The organism is Segatella baroniae B14 (assembly GCF_022024235.1).
In the GTDB taxonomy this organism is placed as follows: domain Bacteria; phylum Bacteroidota; class Bacteroidia; order Bacteroidales; family Bacteroidaceae; genus Prevotella; species Prevotella bryantii.
On sequence record NZ_CP091799.1, the window covers coordinates 2,389,879 to 2,412,438 of the forward strand.

The window sequence follows — 22,560 nt, forward strand, 5'->3', positions numbered from 1 at the left end:
TGATAATATGCGTTTTGAAATTATAGTGTAGAACCCAAAAAGAAAATGATGAATAAATTCTATAAGATATTTTGCCTTGTTGCTTTTGCGTTGACGGTGACCGAGGGTTATGCTCAAGAAGATAAAAATAATATGTTTAATCCGGTAACGACTTCTGTTACTTCACAGTCAATAGCTCCTGATGCTCGTGCAGCAGGTATGGGTGACGTGGGAGCAGCTACAGATCCTGATGTAAACTCTCAATATTGGAATCCGGCCAAATATCCGTTTACTATATCTAGAGCAGGTGTAGCACTTAACTATACACCATGGTTACGGCAGTTGGTAAATGATATGAATTTGGCTTATTTGTCAGGTTATTATCGTATAGGCGACTATAGTGCAGTTTCAGGATCAGTTCGTTATTTCAATATGGGTACTGTGTATACTAGTTCAGATCTAGATGAAAGTATCAATCCATATGAAATGTCTGTTGATGTGGCTTATTCTTTGATGTTGAGTGAGAAATTTTCAATGGCGGCAGCTGTGCGATGGATTTATTCAGATTTAAAATTTGAAAATACGAGCGATGCAAAGCCTGGAAGTGCTTTTGCTGCTGATTTGGCTGCATATTATCAGAATTATATTAATCTTGGTTCTCGTGAATGTCAATTGGGATTTGGTCTTAATATCTCGAATATAGGTAGTAAGATAAAGTTTGGTGGCGATGATCGTAATTACTTTATTCCGACTAATCTTCGACTTGGTGCTTCGTTGATGGTACCTATAGATGAATATAATCGTTTTACGGTTGCGTTAGATGCTAACAAACTGCTTGTTCCTACTTATCCTGTGCAAAATGAGGGTGAAGATGATGTAACTTATAATCAGCGTGTCATAGACGAATATTATAATGTTTCAAGTATTAGTGGTATTTTCAAGAGTTTTGGCGATGCACCAGGTGGATTTAAAGAGGAGTTAGAGGAGATACAGTGGAGTCTAGGTGCTGAATATACTTATAATGATAAATTCTCTCTTCGAGCTGGTTATCATCATGAAAGTGAGAATAAAGGAAATCGTAAGTATTTTACAGTTGGTGCAGGATTCAAGATGAATGTCATGGCTATTGATGCTGGTTATGTTATTGCTACAGCAAAGAGTAATCCGCTTGATCAGACTTTACGATTTACCTTATCCTTCGATATGGATGGTATAAAAGATTTATTCCGTAGATAAATTTAGAATTTAAATATATGAAAATAAGAGTAGGAATGGGTTACGACGTACACAAGCTTGTGGAGGGTCGTAACCTTTTTTTAGGAGGTATTAAGATAGACCATACCATGGGTCTTTTAGGTCATAGTGATGCAGATGTGTTGATTCATGCTATTTGCGACGCACTTCTTGGTGCTGCTAATATGCGAGATATCGGTTATCATTTTCCAGACACTTCGGCAGACACTTTGAATGTAGATAGTAAGATACTACTTCGTAAAGTGGTAGAGCTGATAGCCACAAAAGGGTATCGTGTAGGTAATATTGATGCTACGATATGTGCAGAACGGCCTAAAATTAATCCTCATGTGCCTCAAATGAAAGCGTGTCTCGCACAGGTTATGGGTATTGATGAAGATGAAATCTCTATTAAGGCTACAACTACCGAAAAACTTGGTTTTACAGGTAGGCAGGAAGGTATGTCTGCTTATGCTGTCGCATTAATAGAGAAAGGTTAAGATAGTACGTATAGTTGTATTTTTATGTTTTGCAACATATGTTTGCGCACACAAAAAATTTGATATATATCAAGAAAGTACTAATAATTCAAGAAAATAGGTAAGAACCTGAATCATAATTACTCAAAATAATCTATCTTTGCATCATCAAAAGGTTAATAGATTGTTTAGGTTAGTAATAAAGATTTAGGTTTTTAGTTATTAGGTTTTTAAGGTAGATTTTAAAGATTGTTTAACAAAGTGGTAACAAGGTGAACCGAGAGGCTCCCTTTACTTTAGAAAAGATTTTTAGTTAAACATAGGTATACGCTTCAGCTCGTGGTGAGTTGTAGCGTATTTTTTTTGTCATTTCCAATACTTTTTATTACTTTTGTCGCAAATAAGAAACTTATGAGAGTATTAATTATCAATACTTCTGAAAACACGGGAGGTGCTGCTGTTGCTGCTAACCGTTTGAAGGATGCTTTGAACAACAATGGTGTCAAGGCAAAAATGTTAGTAAGAGATAAGACTACAGATGATATTACCGTAGTAGGATTAAGACCGTCACTTCGAGTTAGTTGGAATTTTCTGTGGGAACGTTTTTCTATATTTCGTCATTTACATTTTTGCAAAAAGCATCTTTGGGAGATTGATACAGCTTGTTGTGGTTCGGATGTCACACAACTTCGTGAATTTCAGGAAGCAGATGTCATCCACCTTTCCTGGGTTAATCAAGGATTTTTGTCATTAAAAGGTATCCGTAAAATTTTGAATAGTGGTAAACCCGTCGTGTGGACTATGCATGACTTGTGGCCAGCTACAGGTATCTGTCATTATGCAAGAGGGTGTGAGCGATTGAAAAACATGTGTTCTCATTGTTTACTCTTGCCTCATCGAGGTGGCGTACATGATTTGTCTAATAAGGTTTGGCGAAAAAAGGAAGCACTCTATAAGGATGGTAATATCTATTTTGTGTCTTGTAGTAAATGGTTACAAGATCAAGCTAAACAAAGTAGGCTTTTTGTAGGACAGCGCATCACCAATATACCTAATCCGATAGATACTCGTGTATATTTGCCGCAAGATAAGAAGGAATCCAGACTTCGTGCAGGTCTTCCTGATAATAAAAAACTCATTCTTTTCGTTTCACAAAAGGTTACAGATGAGCGCAAGGGCATGAATTATTTTATTCACAGCATTGAGCGATTGGTTGCCATGCATCCTGAAATGAAAGAAGATACGGGGATTGCTATTTTAGGAGGGCATTCGGAGGAATTAGAAAATCAACTTTCATTGCCAGTTTATTCGTTGGGCTATGTAAATGATCAGCGTAAGATAGTTAATGTGTATAATTCTGCAGATGTCTTTGTTTTACCTTCTCTAGAAGATAATCTGCCGAATACAATTATGGAGGCAATGGCTTGTGGTGTTCCTTGTGTTGGATTCCAAACAGGTGGCATACCAGAAATGATTGATCATCAGAAAACAGGATATGTGGCAAAATATCGTGATGCTGATGATTTGGCTAAAGGTATTTTTTGGGTTCTTGCGGAGGCTGATAGAAAAGAATTAAGCTATCAGTCTATTCATAAAGTTTCGGTACAATACTCACAACGAGCAGTTGCCATGAAATATATTGATGTATATAATCAGGCTATGGCCTTTAGGAATTATAAATTATGATCACTTTTACGGTAGTAACCATTACTTATAATGCTCAGCAGGTAGTTGAGCGAACACTGAATAGTGTACTTAAGCAAAGCTATTCGCAGGTGGAACACCTTATCATTGATGGTGCATCGAGTGATAATACTTTATCGCTTGTGCATGCTTATCAGGTGAAATCCATAGAGAAAGAAACGGGACACCAAATTCGTATCACTTCTGAACCAGACGACGGACTTTATTATGCTATGAATAAGGGTATTCTGCAAGCTACAGGCGATTATATCGTGTTTTTAAATGCTGGTGACTGCTTTCCTAATGAAGATACCTTAGAGACTATTGCTGCGTCTGTAGGTGAGCAGGAATTGCTTCCAGGAGTGTTATATGGTGATACTGATATTGTAGATGATCAGGGACACTTTATTCGTCATCGTCGATTGGTTCCTCCTAAGCGGTTGACATGGCGTTCTTTCTGTAAAGGTATGCTAGTTTGTCATCAAGCCTTTTATGCTCGTACAGATTTAGCCAAAAAACACTTATATAATACTCAGTATAGGTACTCTGCTGATGTTGATTGGTGTATACGTGTTATGAAGGAATCTAAGCGTGAAGGTTTACCACTTCGAAATGTTCAAGCTGTAGTGGTTAATTATCTTGATGGAGGTATGAGTATCAAGTATCATAGGGCTTCTTTGAAAGAGAGATTTCGCGTGATGTGTGCCAACTATGGTTTAATCTTGACTTTATTCATGCATGGTTATTTTGTAGTAAGAAGTTTAGTAAAGAAATAGCATAAAAAAAGCATCTTCAAGACGAAGATGCTTTTTTTATGCTATACTTATTTTTAAGAATATCTTAGAATCTGTCCTGGTCTTACACTTTGGTTTTTGCCTAAGTGATTCAATCTTATAATTTGTTCAACGCTTACACCACGCTTATGAGCGATAGTAACAATTGTTTCACCACTTTTAACCTTGTGATAACGTACTTCGTTGCCATAAGGGTTATTTGTCTGCTTGCTAATAGCACTACTGTTCTCACTTGAACCGAGGACACCGTAAATCAAGTCGCGTGTATAGCCACCATTACCAATTTTTCCACGTAATGCAGTAGCTTCTACACTTTCTTCTGTATAAGTATCCTCATTAAAGGTATAGAAATCTCCGGTAACATCTTGATTGCGAAAATCAAACATTAAGGCTGGATTTAAAGCTACACCACAAAGACGTGTTTCAAAATGCAGGTGTGAACCAGTGCTTCGACCAGTATTACCACCTAATCCAATAGGATCGCCGGCACGAACAACCTGATTTTCTTCAACGATCTGCTTAGAGAGGTGTCCATAAATTGTTTCTAAACCATTGTTATGGCGGATAACAATATATTTACCATAGCCATTACCGTCATATTTTACAATACGAACTTTACCGCTAAACGCAGCACGTATGGTATCGCCAATATAAACCTTAATATCGAGACCTTTATGTTGGCGACCCCAACGAGAACCAAAATTGCTGGTTACAACGCGGCTACGAGTAGGCATGCAAAAATGACGGAGGTCTATTCTGTAATGACTAGGTAATTTGGTAGCTTTGTGAGCATACTTATTATTCCAGTCGTCATATAATTGAGCTGCGGGTGTTTCAATTTCTTCTCTGGCAACAATTTCTTGAAGTGCCAAAGTATCAACAGCTTTCATCTTTCTATCTACTGGTGCCTGTCGGGCTAACAGATCCTGACCATACGTCGGAATTACTGTCATGGCGCAAACGGCACAAATAGCGATTTTTTTTAATTTTTTATTAAAATCCATTCGTGTTGATTCTATTAATTTTAGGTTTAAGTCACTATGGAATAATTCATATTCCGGTGCGGATAAAATAAAGGCATAATTTATTGAGAACTACAAAAACCCAACAAATTTTTTAGAAGACTTCGCAAATATACTAAAAAAATATGGATTTTGCTAGTGTATTAACAGTTTTTATAAACCTTTTAACACATAAAATTGTTAACTCAACTTTACAAAATGAATCTGTCTTGTTGAATTTTTTGTGAATAAACCACAGTTTAGTTTCTTGTTAGAAGTTGTGACCTTTTTGATAAATGTAACGTGAGTTTGTCGATTTGTAAGTGTCTGAAAATTTAATGATTAGCAAGGACAAAGTTACTGAAATATTTTGTTTGGCAGGTGATTTCTGCAATTTTTGATGCTATGATGGCAAAATATACCATTATGAGATGATATTTGTACTTTAGTGTATTTTTTTGAATTTAGTTGACATAAATCGTCTTGAGATTTGCTTATTTGTAGTTGATATGCTAGAAGTCTTCAAATATGCGAATTATGAAGCATTTTTATATTTGCTTGAATATCAGTATGTTACACGTTTGTCGTTTCGCCGACTTAATAGAAGGGCGACAAAACCACAGGTCCTAGGGGTCGAAAGCTTAGGGTTAACACGATAAAGTCATAGAGTTTAGCGAATAAAGTCTTAGGTTTCGACCCCTAGGACCTGTGGTTTTGTCGGGAGGAGGTGGCGGGGTGTGTAGAAAATTTCAAATAGGCAGATCAAAAGCTAAAGATTTTGAGCTAGATGACGAGTTTTGAAAGTGCTGTTTTTTGACATTTTTATTTGACAGTAGTATCCATTACAGATTGTAGAAGTGGGCAACTGTACAACGATAATCGTAGTGTTAGAATTCTGTGCCTCGATATCATTAAATAAGTGGCATATTAGCCTTAACTGATGCTGGACCAATTGATATTGGTCTTTCTTAGTTCCTTAAGACGATTCCAAAAAATGCTATTTTCAATTTTTTCGCAATTCGGATCATTGTCAATAATTTTTTGTGCTTCGTCTCGTGCAAGTTGTATGATTTGTCCATCTTGAGCAATGTTTGCGATTTTTAAGTCGAATGCGATGCCACTTTGCTGAGTACCTTCAAGATCACCAGGACCTCTTAATTTTAAGTCGGCTTCTGCTATACGGAATCCGTCGTTCGTGTCGCACATAATATCTATGCGTTTACGAGTTTCTTTTGACAGTTTTTGATTAGTTACTAAGATACAATATGATTGGTCGGCTCCTCTACCTACACGTCCACGAAGCTGATGTAGTTGTGAAAGTCCGAATCGTTGTGCATCCAAAATAACCATTACCGATGCATTAGGTACATTTACACCTACCTCAATAACGGTAGTTGCGACAAGTATCTGTGTATCACCTTTTACGAATTTCTGCATTTCTTCTTCTTTTTCTGCAGGTTTCATCTTTCCATGTACCTTACTGAGTCTAAATTCAGGAAATACTTCGCGTAGTGCTTCGTACCCTTCTTCTAAATTTTTAAGGTCACTTTTCTCACTTTCTTTGATGAGAGGAAAGACGATGTATACTTGTCTACCTTCGTGTATCTGTTGACGAATACCGGAATAGAGGCTGGTCATCTGTGAGTCGTATTTATGGATTGTCTGTACAGGCTTTCTGCCAGGAGGTAGTTCATCTATAATGCTCACGTCTAGATCACCATATATGGTCATAGCTAATGTTCTTGGTATCGGAGTGGCTGTCATGACAAGTATGTGTGGTGGAAATGAACTTTTCCCCCATAACTTAGCACGTTGGGCAACCCCAAAGCGATGCTGTTCGTCTATTACGGCATAACCGAGTCTAGCGAATTGTACATGATCTTCAATAACGGCGTGAGTTCCTACTAGAATTTGAATTTTTCCAGAAGCCAAATCTTCAAGTATTTGTTGGCGTTTTTTGCCTTTTACAATACCAGTCAACAATTCCACTCGAATGTTCATGCCGTGTAGAAAATCTTTGATGGTTTGCAGATGTTGTTCGGCCAATATTTCTGTAGGTGCCATCATACAAGCTTGATAGCCATTGTCTAATGCGATAAGCATAGACATAAGAGCTACTAGAGTTTTTCCAGAACCCACATCGCCCTGTAGAAGGCGGTTCATCTGCTTGCCGCTATTCATATCTCGTCTTATCTCTTTAATTACACGCTTTTGAGCATTTGTGAGTGGGAAAGGAAGGTTTTGACTGTAGAAATCATTGAATATTTGTCCGATATGGCCAAAAATATAACCTCTGTAATTTTTTCTTCTGTCACTGACATAACGTAAAATATTCAACTGTACGTAAAAAAGCTCTTCAAATTTCAGGCGCTCTCTTGCTTGTTGAGTTTCATGTGCATTCTGGGGATAGTGAATCCAATGGAATGCTTGTTGTCGACTTATGAGGTGTAAGCGGTGTGTAAGAGAGTCGGGCAAGGTTTCGGGTATTGGAGTCTGACTAAGTTTTTCGATGAGAGTTTTTGTCAATTTCTCCATCGACCTTGAAGTCAGTCCCATTTTTTTCATTCTTTCAGTGGTTATGTAATAAGGTTGCATGCCCATCTGCGAAAGCTCCAATTTACTCGCATCATCGATATCAGGATGAGCAAATTGGTACCGTCCATTAAATAGGGTCGGCTTCCCGAATATAATATATTCTTGTTGTACTTTATAGTTTTTGTAAACGAATTGTGTGGCTCTAAACCATACGATATCGCATACTCCAGTTCCATCTGAGAAATGGGCTACGATACGTTTCTTCCTAGGTCCCATTTCGAATTCGTCAAAACTGAGAATTTTGCCTTTTATTTGTACAAAAGGCATATCAGATGTCAGTTCGTTGATGGTGTAAATTCTGCTTCGGTCTACATATTTGTAGGGATAGTATTCTAACAAGTCATTATATGAGTTGATACCGAGCTCTTTGCTTAGTATCTCTTTACGTTTCGGACCGACGCCCGAAAGGTACATAATGTCTTGATCTAGTATACTGTTCATTTTTATTTTTGGTTCGCTACTAATGCTGTCGCTATAGTCAGGTCGAATGGTGTCGTGATCTTTATATTTTCCCGATTACCTTCTACCATGGTTACTTGTTGACCAATGGCTTCTACGATAGAGGCATCATCTGTGAATTTTTCACTATAAGGCTGTTGGTTGGCTTTTTTTAGCAGGTTGATGTCGAAGCACTGTGGAGTTTGTACCAGTCTATAGTCGCTTCTCAATACATTTTTATTTTCCGGAACGAATCTCAGCGTTTCCACGACAGGAGTCACGGGTATGACAGCTTTGGCTGTTCTTGCCGTTTCAAAGCATCGTTTGATGACTTCAATACTTGGGAACGGACGTACGCCATCGTGCACACCTACGACACCTGTTTCGCTATTAGGTATCAGGTTCAGTCCATTTTGCACAGAGTGGAAGCGAGTTTCCCCACCGTCGGCTAGAAGGTATTCTTCTTGGAAGTTATACTTTTGGCACAATTGTTTCCAATAATCCTGTTGAGCTTTTGGCAAAACCAGAATAATCTGTAGTTCCTTGCTGTATTCTCGGAACCGTTTAATCGTGCGCATGAGCACAGGTATACCAGAAACAGGTAAAAACTGTTTAGGAATATCCGAGCCCATGCGTAATCCTTTGCCACCTGCCGTGATGATGATGTAATCCATGATTCTTGTTTATTTGTTACTCATGAGATGAGTATACATCATGCCGTCAGCAACGTTTTTGGCAGTTTCTTCGCCTGCGAAATAGCTGAGTATTTTGTAAGCATATGGGAAAGCAGCAGCAGGCCCCTCACCTGTAGTAATATTGCCGTCTTCTTGTACTAGAACAGGTGTATACTCTGCGCCAGTTAAAGTGTTTTCAAATCCAGGATAGCAAGTAGCTTTTTTGCCTTTTAAAATTCCTAATCCACCCAATATGAGAGGTGCCGCACAGATGGCACCGATGCGTTTTCCTGCTGCATTTTGAGCTAATAGTACTTTTTTCAGCCCATCGTGTGCATTCAGATTAGCAGAACCTGGCATGCCCCCAGGGAGTAGTAGCATATCAGCATCCTCGAAACTGTCTATATCTTCAAACTTCAAATCAGCTTTCAAGGTGATACCATGTGATGTCTCAACCCATTCATTGCCAGTAATGCTGACAGTCTTGATTTCTACACCACCTCTACGGAGGATATCTACAGGTGCCAAAGCTTCAATATCTTCGAAGCCATTAGCAAGAAATTCATATACCTTTGCCATAAATTATGCTTGTATAAAGTCGATTTTCAATAAAAAAATGTACATTTGCAAATGTAACAAAAAATATAGAATTCACAAAATTAAAGTACTGAATATGGCTAAATCACGACTTAAATTTGCCTTGTTTGGCAATGAATATCAGGTTAAGAAGTCTGCGAGTATTCAGAAAATTCTTTCCTACCTGAAACTGAAAAGAGCTGAAATATATGTTGATAAGACGTTTTATGATTTTCTCATCAATAATCAGAAAATCGATGTTGAGGCTGATGGTGTATTCGAAGGTTATAATTTTGATGTCGATTATGTCATTTCGATGGGGGGGGATGGTACTTTCCTAAAAGCAGCCAGTCGTGTTGGGGCTAAGGGTATTCCTGTTATTGGTGTCAATATGGGGCGTCTGGGATTTCTGGCTGATGTGCTTCCAAGTGAAATAGAAGAAGCGCTAGATGCGATCTTCACCAAAAACTATAGGGTGGAAGAGCATACGGCTATTCAGATAGAAGCTGATGGTGAGCCTATTGAAGGTAATCCGTTTGCTTTGAATGATATAGCTGTTTTGAAGCGTGATAATGCTTCGATGATTACGATTAAAGCTGTTGTCAATGGTGATTTTCTAGTAAACTATCAGGCTGATGGTCTCGTTATTTGTACACCAACGGGAAGTACTGCTTATAATTTGTCTAATGGTGGACCAATTATCGTTCCTCAGAGTGGTAGTCTATGTCTTACACCTGTTGCCCCTCATAGTTTGAATATTCGCCCTATTGTTATAAATGATGACAGTGTCATTGAATTAAATGTTGAGAGCCGGAGTCATAATTTCTTAGTAGCTGTCGATGGCCGAAGTCAGAAATTGGTGGAAGGTACCAAACTGACAATACGTAAGGCGCCTTACACGATTAAAATCGTTAAAACATGTAGTCGTCGATATTTCTCTACATTGCGCGAAAAATTGATGTGGGGTGCTGATCAGCGCCAATAAAGTATGAAACATTTTCTGCACAAATTTATCCATATTCCTAAATATAAGTATGGTTCTAGGGCTATTATGAGGTGGCTTTGGAAAGCTTGGTGTGGCAATAGAAAACAGGCCTTGCTCAATGCTTTAGTCGGCTTAGTTTCTGTGGCAGTGAGTCTGTTACAGGTTGCTGCTTTTAAGTATGCCATAGATGTTGCTTCCGGAGTTATTCAGGGCAATCTTTATTTGGCTATTGGATATATAAGTCTGTTGGTCTTAGCTAGTTTTGGCTTAAACATATCTAGTGTATGGATTAAAAATATATTAGGAATTAAAGCTCAGAATCGTATGCAGCAGAAGATGTTAGAGCGTATCTTGCGTTCAGAGTGGCGTGGGCGCGAACGTATGCATTCAGGTGATGTGCTCAACCGGTTAGAGTTTGATGTTAATAATGTTGTTGTTTTTCTAACAGAAACTATTTCTAGTGCAATATCTGTATTAGCCATGTTCCTGGGAGCTTTCTTTTATTTATTTTCAATGGATAAATTGCTGTCAGTGTTGGTGGTTATCATGTTGCCTTTATTTGTAGCGGTCAGTAAGATTTATGTCGGGCAAATGCGTAAGCTTACCCGCAAGGTGCGCGATTCTGATAGTAAGGTTCAGAGTGTGTTGCAGGAGACCATTCAGCATCGTATGCTTATCAAAACAATGGAAAGTGATGTTGAGATGGTAAATCGTTTAGAAAATACACAGAGCGAGCTTCGTGGCAATGTGATTCGTAAAACGAAGTTTACGGTTTTAAGTAATTTCATTATCAATTTCGGTTTTGCTTTTGGTTATTTGGTGGCTTTTTTCTGGGCTGCTGTTCGTTTAAGCAGACATACTTTATCATTTGGCGGTATGACGGCGTTTCTGCAATTAGTTAATAAAATTCAGGGACCAGCCCGAGATCTTACAAAGTTAATCCCTGCATTTGTTAGCGTATTTACTGCAGCAGAACGTTTGATGGAGTTAGAAGAAAATCCTCTTGAAGAACAGGGTGAACCTATTTTTCTTGGTGCACCGTGTGGAATCCGGTTGAATCATGTAACTTATTCTTACAATCAGCAAGATGATGAGGTAATCAAAGATTTAAACTTTGATTTCAAACCAGGAAGCAGTACAGCTATATTAGGTGAAACAGGTGCAGGAAAAACAACTCTTATTCGTTTGATATTAGCTCTTATCAAACCACAGAAAGGCACTGTTGAAATTTATAATGAAGATATTAGTAATCCTATTTCTCCACGTCATCGTTGTAATCTTGTATATGTACCACAAGGTAATACTTTGATGAGTGGTACAATTCGAGATAATCTTAAATTGGGAAAACAGAATGCTACAGAAGAAGAGCTACAGGAAGTATTACGATTGTGTTGTGCCGATTTTGTATATGATTTGCCGAAAGGGTTAGATACGCCTTGTTCTGAACGGGGGGCTGGATTAAGTGAAGGGCAAGCTCAGCGTATTACTATAGCTCGGAGTCTGTTGCGCAATCGTAGTATTATGCTTTTTGATGAGGCCACTAGTGCCCTAGATCCAGAAACAGAAAAACAAGTTTTGCATAATCTTTTATGTAACCATCGAAAGACCGTAATTTTTATTACTCATAGACCAGCTGTCAAAGAATATTGTGACCAAATCTTAAAAATCAAAAAAATATAAAATATTTGACACATTGTTGGTATAATTGGATATATAAGTGTATCTTTGCGAACAGTATTCTGTAAAAACATACTAATTTGTTATCTTTGATACTATTTAATAACTTATATAACCAATGAGTTTACTACATTTGAATGATATTAATAAGACCTATTTTGGAGCTCAACCCTTACATGTATTAAAAGGAATTAATTTAGACATTGAAGAAGGTGAATTCGTCTCTATTATGGGTGCTTCAGGCTCCGGTAAGTCTACACTCTTGAATATATTAGGTATTCTTGATAATTACGACACAGGTGAATATACACTTGCAGGAACACTTATTAAAAATTTGAGTGAAACGAAGGCAGCTGAATATCGAAATAAATTAATTGGCTTTATTTTCCAAAGTTTTAATCTGATTGGCTTTAAAACAGCTGTTGAAAATGTCGAACTTCCTCTGTTCTATCAAGGAGTAGGCCGCAAGAAACGTCACCAGATGGCTATGGAATATTTAGACAGACTTGGACTTTCTAAGTGGGCAGATCATTATCCTAATGAAATGTCAGGAGGACAAAAGCAGCGTGTTGCTATAGCCAGAGCTCTGATTACGCAGCCAAAGATAATCCTAGCTGATGAGCCAACAGGTGCACTCGATTCCAAAACTTCTGTAGAAGTAATGCAACTTCTCAAGCAATTGAATGAGGAAGAGCATAAGACCATTATTGTAGTTACCCATGAGAGTGGTGTGGCTAATGAAACCAATAAAATTGTGCATATCAAGGATGGACTCATCGAGAATATCGAGGAAAATCTTGATCATCACGCAAGTCCGTTTGGCATTAATGGATATATGAAATAAATTCGTAAGCCGATGAGAGATATTATTGCAGAAATATGGGCCACCTCTAGTCGCAATAAATTGCGAACGGCATTAACGGGTTTTGCTGTGGCTTGGGGTATCTTCATGCTGATTTTCCTGCTTGGAGCTGGTAATGGTTTTATTAATGGTATTACTAGTAATGTCGGTAGCTTTCTAGCTAATTCTATGCAAATTTTTGGTGGACAGACCTCTAAGGCGTATAAGGGTATGAAAGAAGGAAGATCAATAGATTTGAATGATGCCGATATAAGTTCTACTCAGAATCATTTTTCTAAAAATATTGAAACCTTGGGTGCACAGATTAGACAGGATGGTGTAACCATTACGTATGGTGAAAACTATGTAAGTAGTACATTGTATGGTGTGTATCCTAATGTGGGCGAAATCAATAAGATAGAAATGTTGCATGGACGATTTATCAATGATATTGATAATAGCGAACAGCGTAAATCTATCGTGATTAGTGAAAATCAGGCCAAGGAATTGGCCCCTAATCAACCCTTCAGTTTAATTGGTAACTATGTTAAGGTAGATAATTTTGCCTATCGGGTAGTGGGTATTAATAAAAGTGATGGGAGTAGCATGAGTACCGATACCTATACAGCCTTTACCACGCTTCGTACAATGTATGGACGTGGCGATAAAGCTGATAATATCATTTTCTCTTTTAAGGGACTTGATACAGAAGAGGCAAATGAGGATTTCGAGAAAGAATATAAATCTGTGCTTAATAGAAATCATAATGCCGATCCGGGTGACGAGGAAGCAATTTGGGTATGGAATCGTTTTACGATGAATATGCAGATGAATGCAGGTATGAGTATCGTGCGTACCGCTCTATGGATTGTGGGTATATTTACCCTGCTCAGTGGTATTGTTGGTGTAAGTAATATTATGCTGATATCTGTAAAGGAGCGTACCCGTGAATTTGGTATTCGTAAAGCAATTGGTGCAAAACCACGTAATATTCTTTACCTGATTATTGTAGAAAGTATTATCATTACTACCTTTTTCGGATACATTGGTATGCTGTTGGGTATTGCCGCCAATCAGTATATGGATGCTACCATCGGGCAGGAAGCCATTACGATGGGGTCTGGTAAGGCTATCCATACCTTTTTGAATCCTACAGTAGGCATCGATGTCTGTATCGAAGCTACTCTGGTTATGGTTATTGCAGGTACCATAGCTGGATTGATACCGGCAAGAAAAGCTGCAAAAATTAGACCTATAGAAGCATTGAGAGCAGAATGAAATTTGATATTGATACATATAAAGAGATAATCGATACCATTACGCGTAATAAGGGCCGTTCTTTCCTGACTGGCTTTGGTGTATTTTGGGGTATCTTTATGTTGGTAGCTTTGATAGGTGGCGGTCAGGGCACCAAGGAAAATATTTCTAAAAACTTCGAAGGGTTTGCCACGAATAGTGCTTTTATTTATCCGCAAGCTACTACGAAGGCTTATCATGGTTTTCGTAAAGGGCGTAGTTGGGGACTGACTATGCAGGATGTAACCCGTCTTAAGGAACAGATTCCAGAACTGACTGTTGTTAGTCCGATGTTAGCGAAATGGGGATCTATTGCTTATTTTGGCGAAAAGAATATTTCTTGTAGTTTCAAAGGTTTACAGCCTGAATATCAGAAAATAGAAGAACCGAAACTTTTCTATGGACGATACATAAATGAGATGGATGTGGCACAGCGTCGACGAGTATGTGTCATCGGTAAAAAGGTGTATAAAACACTTTTTCCAGGAGGTGGTGATCCTTGTGGACAGAAAATCCGTGTTGATTCCTCGTATTATCAAGTAGTAGGTGTAGACTATAGTTCGGGTAGTGTAAACATTGGAGGTACTGCCGAAGAGACAGTTGCAGTACCGGCTGCTTTGTATCAGCAGTTATATAACCAGGGAGATAATATCGACCTCTTGTGTATTACAGCTCGGGCGGGAGCACACATGAAAGACTTGATGCCACGTATGCGTGAGATCATAGGGCATAGTCATGATGTATCGCCTGATGATGAAAAAGCAATAACGATTATTAATACAGAAGTAATGTTTGGCATGCTTGATAGTCTTTTCAGTGGTGTAAACTTTTTGATCTGGCTTGTCGGTATTGGAACGTTATTGGCAGGAGCTATCGGTGTGAGCAATATTATGATGGTAACCGTTCGTGAGAGAACTACGGAGATCGGTATACGTCGAGCTATAGGTGCTACACCAAAGATGATTCTTTCGCAGATTATCACAGAGAGTATTCTGCTTACTATTGTTGCTGGTATGAGTGGTATCCTCTTTGCTGTTTTTATTCTCCAAATGTTACAGTTGGCCAATACATCTGATGGTATTGTTTCTGTACATTACCAAATTAGGTTCTGGACTGCCATTGGAGCACTTTTGTTGTTGAGTGTGTTAGGTGTTTTGGCAGGATTGGCTCCAGCGTTACGTGCTATGAGTATCAAGCCAGTTGATGCTATGCGAGATGAATAATGTTAATTAATAGATTAATAAGAAAATAAATACTATTTAGATATGAAAAAGTACATTAAGTTTATCGTTGCTGGTCTTGTTGCCGTGATTTTCATTGGTACTTTTGTGTTCTTGTGGATACAGAGTCAACCTAAACCAGTGGAGTATGAGGAGTTTACTCCGAAAGTAACCGACATCAAGAAAACTACTGTGGTAACAGGTAAAATTCAACCACGTAATGAAATTTCTGTAAAGCCTCAGATTTCAGGTATTATTACCGAAATATATAAAGAGGCTGGACAGATGGTTACTGCAGGAGAGGTAATTGCTAAGGTGAAAGTTATTCCAGACATGAGTTCGCTAGCTAGTGCACAGGCTCGTGTTCGTTTGGCTCAAATTAATCTGAAGCAGGCTAAGACTGATTTAGATCGTGAAAAACTCTTGTACGACAAGGGGTTGGTTAGCGCTGATGAGTATGAGAAGGTTCGTATTGTACATCAGCGCGATGCAGAAGAATTGCAGGCTGCCAACGATAACTTAGAAGTTGTACGCGAAGGTGTATCCAGTAGTAATGCTGATATGAGTAGTACATTGATTCGATCTACGATCTCAGGTCTTATCCTTGATATTCCAGTGAAGGTAGGTAATACGGTCATATTGAGTAATACTTTTAATGATGGTACTACTATTGCTACAGTTGCTAATATGGGTGACTTGATTTTTGATGGTAATATCGACGAAACTGAAGTCGGAAAGTTGGTTACTGGTATGCCGATGAAAATTACGATTGGTGCTCTTCAGGATGAAAAGCTGACAGCGTCTTTGGAGTATATAGCTCCTAAGGCAGAAACGAGTAATGGGGCTAACCAGTTTGAGATTAAAGCTGCAATCAAAGGGGTAGACGGTAACAAGATCCGTTCTGGATATAGTGCAAATGCAGAGATTGTTTTAGCACAAGCTAATCATGTTCTTACTGTTCCGGAGAGTGCTATTGAGTTCCAGGGCTCTGATACGTATGTTTATGTCATCAAGGGTGAAGGTGAAAAGAAAACTTATAAACGTACTAAGGTAACAACAGGTTTGAGCGATGGTATTAATATTGAAATAAAGAGTGGTATAACTGCTAAGGATAAGGTCCGTGGACCTAAAAAGGTCGCTGATACTGATTCTTCAGAGAATAAATAAAGATTATATTTAATCTATAACAGTACTGCCGAAAAATATAAACTAATAATCTAATTTAAGTTTTTAGTTTATATTTTTCGGCAGTGTTGATTTATCGTTTGATAATTTTCTTCCCTTGATAGATATAGAAGCCTTTTTGTTGAGGTTCACCTTGAAGTTTTATACCTTGTAAGGTGTACCAACTATTGTCTGTAGATATCTTATTATCCATATTTACGTTTATAATACCCGTAGGGTCAGATATAAAATTTTTCAAAGACGAAATAGCACTGAATGCTTTTCCATCTTGATTATTGAAAAGAGTTGCATGATACCATTCTTTAGTAACATGATTAGTAGCCCAGTCTATATTATATTCATTGGCTTCGGGGAACCACCAGAATAGGCCTATTACCTTGTCGTATTTATTGAGCATCGTAACCAGTGAGTCTGTGTAAGCTTTCTGGCCGGCATCTGTATAAGGAAAGGTTTTCGTATAGTCATAAGCATCACTAACTGGCCATTGTGAAGGATAACCAGTTTCTACCAGCATAATATCTTTGTTATAATTTTCTATTTTCTTAATAGCGCCTTCCAGTTGACTCAGGTCACCATGATAATAAGGATAATAACTCAGGCCTATGATATCATAATCGATGGCATTATCCTTCATATTGTTGCAAAAATAGGTCAAGGCGTTATAATTACTATTATCTTTTTGTAAATCTGTATTCGAAGATACACGTTCTGTATGTAGTATTATTTTAGCATTTGGACATACCTCTCGGCAAGCTGCAGTAGCCTTTTGGAGAAGACTATTAAACCGGGTCCAGTTAGAGGTATACTGATTGGAAGGGTAGCAGTATTTGGCGTCTAAAGCAGAAGTCCCCCAATCCATACCATAGCTTATTTCATTGCCAGTTTGGATAAAGTCAGGGGTAGCCCCTTCTGCTACTAGTTGTTCGAGTACATCCTTAGTATAGCTATAGAGCTTTTCACCCAGTTGAACATTATTTAGATTTTTCCAGTCATCAGGTGTCCATTGGTTACTTGGGTCCGCCCACGTATCACTATAATGAAAGTCTAAAATGAGAGCAAAGCCAGCTTCTTTGATACGCTTAGCTAGTTTGAGAATGTAAGCTAAATCCTGTCGCACCCCTTGTTCCTTAGCTTCGTCAGAAGCATTGTTCGGATCTACAAACAGGCGGACACGTTGTGCATTCCATCCTTGGTCTTTCAGATAGTCAAGGACATTAGTAATGGGTTCGCCTTCGTGTGTAAAATACTTAGCTCCACGTTCCTCGTAAGTAGGTAATAATGAAATATCGCCACCAGCATATTTTTGTGCAGATACGTTACTAAGAGTGCAGCAGAGTAAGGCTGTTGCATACATATTCAGTAATTTCATGGTAAGCTTTTTTTATATTTTATAAATTCATAGAAAGCAGGAAGCGCTTTTCCGTTATTATTATCAAATAAGCCTCGATTAATCCAGCCTTTTAGAACAGGATATTTACTTTCGTTCTCTTCAGGGAACCACCAGAAAACACCAATAACATTGTGCTGTTTATTAAGCATTGTAATCAATTTACGGGTAAATTTAGCCTGTCCTTTTGGAGTAATAGAATAATATTGGCCGTATTGGTTTGCACTTTTAGCCCATTGGTCTTTTTGGTGTGAATAATAGAAAGCTGTTTCTGTAATCATGATTTTTTTATCTGGATATTGATCAGATAATGCGTTGAGAACTCTTCTCAGATGCGGGATAGAGCCATGCCACATCGGATAGTAGCTCAGACCGATAATATCGTAATCTACTCCATATTCTTTCAGATGGTTATAGTAGCTCAATGTGGTCTTGAGTTGTTGAGCATGTTCGGTATGGATAATAATTTTAGACTGTGGACAAATTTCTCTGCAAGCTTTGCTGCCACTCCTGATATATTGGGTGAGATAATCCCAATTATCGTTTTCTAAGGGATTTACTTTACCCGCAGGCCAAAGCATTCCAAAAGTTATTTCGTTACCTACCTGGATAAATTTTGGTGTGATACCATAATTCTTTAGGGTTATTAAGCTACGCTTGGTATAATTGTATACAGAGTCGGCGAGTGCATCTTTTGAAGCCTTAAGCCAGCTTTTCGGTATAAATTGCTTGCCAGGGTCAGCCCAAGTATCACTATAATGGAAGTCGAGCATGATATCCATGCCTTTGTCCTGTATTTGTTGGCAGAAGGGAATAATATAGGCTAAATCCTGAATTACACCTTCGTCCTGATGAGCTTGAGGTGCATATTGGGGCTCTACAAATAGGCGTACACGAATGGTATTCCATCCGCTTTCTTTGACCATATCAAGAAATGGCATTGCTTTCCCTTTTTCTGTATAATAGATATTACCTTGTTTTTCATAAGTAGGTAACATAGAAGCATCACCTCCAAAGTATTTCTGGGCTTTTATAGTTGAAGAGAAATAAAAAGAATATAAGAAGAGTATGAACAAAAAAATGTAGTTTTTCATTAATGATATGATTAGTATGATGCAAAGTTACAAATTTATAAAGAAACAGTGCATAGCTTTATGAAGAAAGTATGCACTGTTCTGTGTTTCAATAATGAATGATAGAAAGTTTGTTTATTTAACAATGAATTTTTTGCCATTTTGAATGACAATACCTTTGTAACCTTCGGTCACATGCTGACCTGAGAGGTTGTATCGTGTACCTTTGTTAATTGTAGATGATATTTGGCTTTCTATATCATCAACACCCAGGGTCGGTTCATCCGATGTAGTACTGTTCATTTGATACCAGCCTCCATTGGTAAATATCTTATCGTTGGTCTGGTTATTGGTACCTCCACTGCCATTGTTGAATATAATATTGGAAGGTGTAGAAGTTAGCTCACCATAGTAGCACCACTGCCAGATATATTGTCCATTATCGTTCTGACCGATACAATATACATGTTCGTTATCGCCTGGCCAGTTACCACCAGTATAGTTATTATTGCTATCCCAAACCCATGCATACACATCTACAGATTCCCCCCAGGTAACAGGTGCAACGAAGTAAGCCGTATAGGTATAGCCTGTAGCAGGCGTTTCAAATTCTATTTGCTTTGGTGTAGGAAAAGTATAAGTGCGAGTAATGCTGCTGCTTACCGTACCCTCTTTGAGTAAAGCTACTTTAAGAGTTGTAGATGTACCCTGTGCATAAGCGATGGTTATGGTTTCACCACTATTAACCGTGGTACTTGAGGCTGTTGGTTCTGTACCGTCAAGGGTATATACCAGTTTAGCGTTGGCATCTTCTGATACGGCAGTGAGTGTTGTTTTTATATCTGTATCGTAAGAGCCTGATGGCTGATCTATAAAAGGTATTTCGGCAGATAATGACATGTAGTATGCATAGTTTGGACCACTTAGAATTTGCTTATACAAACTAGTACTTGGAGCAGTAAAGCCGCTGCCAACATATACTACAAGATTTGCTTTGGAGCCCGATACCTTGTTGGCAAAATAGCCTGTAGTACTTCTGAAGTTGCTATAAGAACTAGTATTAGTGATACCTGCAGCCTTACGTGCATCGATCATCGCCTTAATCTCGTTAGGATAAGCTAAATAATGTTTGTAGAATACACATGGTGTACCAGGCATGGCGAGTAGATAAGCATTGGCGGCTAGTGTGTCCTTTTTGATAGGGTCGAGTGGGTTGTTGGCATCGCGATATTGTGTATCGTGATTTTCTACGAAGGTAACGGAATATTGACGATAGTTTTCATCGTGTACCAAGTTGTTGTCTGACTTCAGTTGACTCCAGTCACTTTTATTAATGGCATCGCGAACATTATACCTGAACTGGAAATCGAAAGCTGCACTCTTTTTGTTGGTTGCATCAATCCAATTTTCTATTTTGGTATTGTTATCCCAGTATTCGCCTACAGAGTATTCTATGCCAGAGGCATCATTGTAGTCTGCAATATGCGAAGCATCAAAGCCTTTGACCATATCATAGCGGAAACCTATATATCCTAAATCATCTTTAAGATATTTTTCGTATGCCTTCACAATCGTCTGTACATTGGAACTTTGGTGATCGAGATCTCGCATACCTAGCCAACCTTCGCCTTCATCATTATTCGTGCTGAGTGATACTCCACTGGAGTTAGCTTGTGTTAAGGTTGCCCCATCATCATCATCGCCAACAATATCAGTAGATTTTAGCTGGTAAGTTACACCATTATAAGTTTCGGCTGGCATATTAAACCAACCGTCAGTGTTATGATGATTGATAACTACATCAGCGATAGTTCCAATATTTTTTTCTTTAAAGGTTTTAATCATCGAACGAAGTTGCGCCTCTGTACCAAAACTCGAATTTTGATTGAAGTAATAATAAGGCGTATACCCCATAGTGTTGTAACTTTCTAGGCATTTACCACTCTGCGGAACCCATACGAGGGAGAAATACTGACTAAGGTCGTCTGCAAGTTTCTCCAGTTTGGTCCATTTACTATCTGTATATGAGTCCCAGTAGAATCCTTGTAACATTACACCACTATAATTAGCAGGCCAACCTTGTGCCAGCATGCAGCTAGTTGACATAAACAGAGCAAAAGCTGTGGAATAGATTTTTTTCATATAGGTTTAGTTTTTTTATTATTCATCTCCAAATTTACCACATAATGTGGTTGATTGTTCTCAATTCTTACAAATCAACAAATTATCTTTGTGCAAACGTTTGCAAACGTTAGCAATAACAAGTTGTTCTTATTAAAGCCTAAAAAGTAGATATAAAGGATAAATCTATGAAAAGAGGGAAGAAAATATGATCTTTTTTCTTCCCTCTTTAGATATAGAGTAAATAAGAGTTTACTTAGCAATCAGTTCTGCATAAGGAGCTTTTTCTGCAGCATTCTCAAGATGTAATACCACCTTATAAGTACCAGCAGTTACAGGAATATTGTCGTTAGAGCCCTGAACGAGATTATTCAACGAACCACCGATGTTGACATTGTCCCAATTTCCATCAGAACGGAACTTAATAGAGCCGTTTGATAAGGTAACGTTGTCGGCTACCCAGGTTCTGTCTGCTTCGTTGTAGGTCATCTTGGTTCCGTTATCCCAACTACCTTGACCGTCACCAATAATCTCGATATACTCAAACTTTTTGAGTGTGTAAGTCATATCAGCAACATTAACAGTAACGTTGTAGAAACCATTTTCATCCAGTGTGATGTTGCTAGATCCACCATCGCTGATTAAATTTCCATTGCTATCAAGACCTAGGTTAAGTTCGCCATCCCAATTGCCGAGATTTGAGCGGAATTTGAAGCCAGATTTCAAGTACAAAGCACCATAATATTTACCATCGAAGTCTGGTCCATATAGTGCAAGAGCGTCACCCCAAGTAGTGTTCTCACCAATTTCGTAAATGAATTCAGTGAAAGTATTGTCTAGTGTTATTTTGGCCTTGACATTGGCTGTATTCAGAATACTCTGAGTGCCAATGAGCGAATACCCTGTAACTACAATATTTACATCACGTTCTTCTGGTTTTTTACCATATAATTTTTGTATAGCTGTCTTCAACTCGTTAGCAGCAACATATCCAGCAGAGTCTGCATTGATGGCTTCAGATTTATCACCATTTACAAGTTTGGCAACAAAGTTATCGGTTGTTTTGACAGAAGATGTTACTGTTGGGATAAATAACTGTACAGAATCAGTGGAAACTGTAGCAAAGTCGATAGCTGGTGCTTCTGAGACAGTTAACGTAACCGTTTCTGCATTCTCAGTATTGCTCTGTATGTCAGCCCAAGGTTCGTAACCAGTCTGTTGACAGCTGGCTAGAGTTAAAGCTATTCCTATGATATAAAATATTTTTTTCATGCTATTATCTTTTAAAGTGTAGGAGTGGAGAAATCCACCCCTACCATTGTA

At 38.2% G+C, this 22,560-nt stretch carries 18 protein-coding genes and 1 pseudogene; 11 read left to right on the forward strand and 8 right to left on the reverse strand.

Translation table 11 applies throughout. The features are described from left to right. Positions 1 to 48: 48 nt before the first annotated feature. The 4 genes from porV (at position 49) to L6469_RS10080 (ending at position 4,150) form a co-directional block, all read left to right on the forward strand. Complete coding sequence (gene porV, locus L6469_RS10065; protein ID WP_006283576.1) at positions 49 to 1,215, forward strand: type IX secretion system outer membrane channel protein PorV; 1,167 nt, start codon at positions 49 to 51, stop codon at positions 1,213 to 1,215. Between the two features lie 17 nt (positions 1,216 to 1,232). Continuing rightward, complete coding sequence (ispF, locus tag L6469_RS10070; RefSeq protein WP_006283575.1) at positions 1,233 to 1,712, forward strand: 2-C-methyl-D-erythritol 2,4-cyclodiphosphate synthase; 480 nt, start codon at positions 1,233 to 1,235, stop codon at positions 1,710 to 1,712. Positions 1,713 to 2,102: 390 nt separating this feature from the next. Next, positions 2,103 to 3,377 (forward strand): glycosyltransferase family 4 protein, encoded by a 1,275-nt coding sequence (locus L6469_RS10075; protein WP_006283574.1) that lies wholly within the window; start codon positions 2,103 to 2,105, stop codon positions 3,375 to 3,377. Then, positions 3,374 to 4,150: a glycosyltransferase family 2 protein gene (locus L6469_RS10080; RefSeq protein ID WP_006283573.1), complete on the forward strand. Its 777-nt coding sequence runs from the start codon at positions 3,374 to 3,376 to the stop codon at positions 4,148 to 4,150. Before L6469_RS10075 ends, L6469_RS10080 begins: the two co-directional genes overlap by 4 nt. Positions 4,151 to 4,203: 53 nt before the next feature. Here the strand turns inward: L6469_RS10080 and L6469_RS10085 are convergent, their stop codons facing one another. Next, positions 4,204 to 5,172 carry a M23 family metallopeptidase gene (locus L6469_RS10085; RefSeq protein ID WP_006283572.1) on the reverse strand — a complete coding sequence of 323 codons (969 nt, stop codon included), beginning with the start codon at positions 5,170 to 5,172 and terminating at the stop codon, positions 4,204 to 4,206. 335 nt (positions 5,173 to 5,507) lie between these two features. On the opposite strand from L6469_RS10085, the pseudogene L6469_RS14805 reads away from it, so the two are divergent. Further along, positions 5,508 to 5,595 (forward strand): annotated as a pseudogene (locus tag L6469_RS14805) (transposase); the annotation flags it as partial. A 507-nt stretch (positions 5,596 to 6,102) separates the two neighbouring features. On the opposite strand, the gene recG reads toward L6469_RS14805, so the two are convergent. From recG to L6469_RS10100, 3 genes are read right to left on the reverse strand one after another with little or no spacing between them, the layout of a single operon-like run. Then, the gene (gene recG, locus L6469_RS10090; RefSeq protein ID WP_006281290.1) at positions 6,103 to 8,205 is read right to left on the reverse strand and encodes an ATP-dependent DNA helicase RecG; all 2,103 of its coding nucleotides are present in this window, start codon (positions 8,203 to 8,205) and stop codon (positions 6,103 to 6,105) included. 2 nt (positions 8,206 to 8,207) lie between these two features. Then, complete coding sequence (locus L6469_RS10095; protein WP_006281289.1) at positions 8,208 to 8,876, reverse strand: 2-C-methyl-D-erythritol 4-phosphate cytidylyltransferase; 669 nt, start codon at positions 8,874 to 8,876, stop codon at positions 8,208 to 8,210. 9 nt (positions 8,877 to 8,885) lie between these two features. After that, on the reverse strand, positions 8,886 to 9,455 hold the full coding sequence (locus L6469_RS10100; RefSeq protein ID WP_074548194.1) for a DJ-1 family glyoxalase III: 570 nt from the start codon (positions 9,453 to 9,455) through the stop codon (positions 8,886 to 8,888). A gap of 94 nt (positions 9,456 to 9,549) precedes the next feature. Between L6469_RS10100 and L6469_RS10105 the strand changes: the two genes are divergently transcribed. The 6 genes from L6469_RS10105 to L6469_RS10130 all read left to right on the forward strand — a co-directional run bounded on the left by L6469_RS10105 (position 9,550) and on the right by L6469_RS10130 (position 16,638). Further along, positions 9,550 to 10,437 (forward strand): NAD kinase, encoded by an 888-nt coding sequence (locus tag L6469_RS10105; protein ID WP_006281287.1) that lies wholly within the window; start codon positions 9,550 to 9,552, stop codon positions 10,435 to 10,437. Between the two features lie 3 nt (positions 10,438 to 10,440). Then, positions 10,441 to 12,117, forward strand: coding sequence for an ABC transporter ATP-binding protein (locus tag L6469_RS10110; RefSeq protein WP_006281286.1), 1,677 nt, complete (start codon positions 10,441 to 10,443; stop codon positions 12,115 to 12,117). 115 nt (positions 12,118 to 12,232) lie between these two features. Then, positions 12,233 to 12,958 carry an ABC transporter ATP-binding protein gene (locus tag L6469_RS10115; RefSeq protein ID WP_006281285.1) on the forward strand — a complete coding sequence of 242 codons (726 nt, stop codon included), beginning with the start codon at positions 12,233 to 12,235 and terminating at the stop codon, positions 12,956 to 12,958. A 12-nt stretch (positions 12,959 to 12,970) separates the two neighbouring features. Next, on the forward strand, positions 12,971 to 14,233 hold the full coding sequence (locus tag L6469_RS10120; RefSeq protein ID WP_006281284.1) for an ABC transporter permease: 1,263 nt from the start codon (positions 12,971 to 12,973) through the stop codon (positions 14,231 to 14,233). After that, complete coding sequence (locus L6469_RS10125) at positions 14,230 to 15,474, forward strand: ABC transporter permease (RefSeq protein ID WP_006281283.1); 1,245 nt, start codon at positions 14,230 to 14,232, stop codon at positions 15,472 to 15,474. The genes L6469_RS10120 and L6469_RS10125 overlap by 4 nt, the downstream gene beginning before the upstream one ends. A gap of 42 nt (positions 15,475 to 15,516) precedes the next feature. Beyond that, complete coding sequence (locus L6469_RS10130) at positions 15,517 to 16,638, forward strand: efflux RND transporter periplasmic adaptor subunit (RefSeq protein WP_074548200.1); 1,122 nt, start codon at positions 15,517 to 15,519, stop codon at positions 16,636 to 16,638. 91 nt (positions 16,639 to 16,729) lie between these two features. Here the strand turns inward: L6469_RS10130 and L6469_RS10135 are convergent, their stop codons facing one another. The 4 genes from L6469_RS10135 to L6469_RS10150 form a co-directional block, all read right to left on the reverse strand. After that, a complete protein-coding gene (locus L6469_RS10135; protein WP_006282872.1) occupies positions 16,730 to 18,025 on the reverse strand; it encodes a glycosyl hydrolase 53 family protein in 1,296 nt (431 codons plus the stop codon). Then, the gene (locus L6469_RS10140; RefSeq protein WP_006282873.1) at positions 18,022 to 19,137 is read right to left on the reverse strand and encodes an arabinogalactan endo-beta-1,4-galactanase; all 1,116 of its coding nucleotides are present in this window, start codon (positions 19,135 to 19,137) and stop codon (positions 18,022 to 18,024) included. The genes L6469_RS10135 and L6469_RS10140 overlap by 4 nt, the downstream gene beginning before the upstream one ends. A gap of 114 nt (positions 19,138 to 19,251) precedes the next feature. Beyond that, positions 19,252 to 21,258 (reverse strand): alpha-amylase family glycosyl hydrolase, encoded by a 2,007-nt coding sequence (locus L6469_RS10145; protein ID WP_006282874.1) that lies wholly within the window; start codon positions 21,256 to 21,258, stop codon positions 19,252 to 19,254. 231 nt (positions 21,259 to 21,489) lie between these two features. After that, positions 21,490 to 22,509, reverse strand: coding sequence for a lipoprotein (locus L6469_RS10150; RefSeq protein ID WP_006282875.1), 1,020 nt, complete (start codon positions 22,507 to 22,509; stop codon positions 21,490 to 21,492). Positions 22,510 to 22,560: the final 51 nt, after the last annotated feature.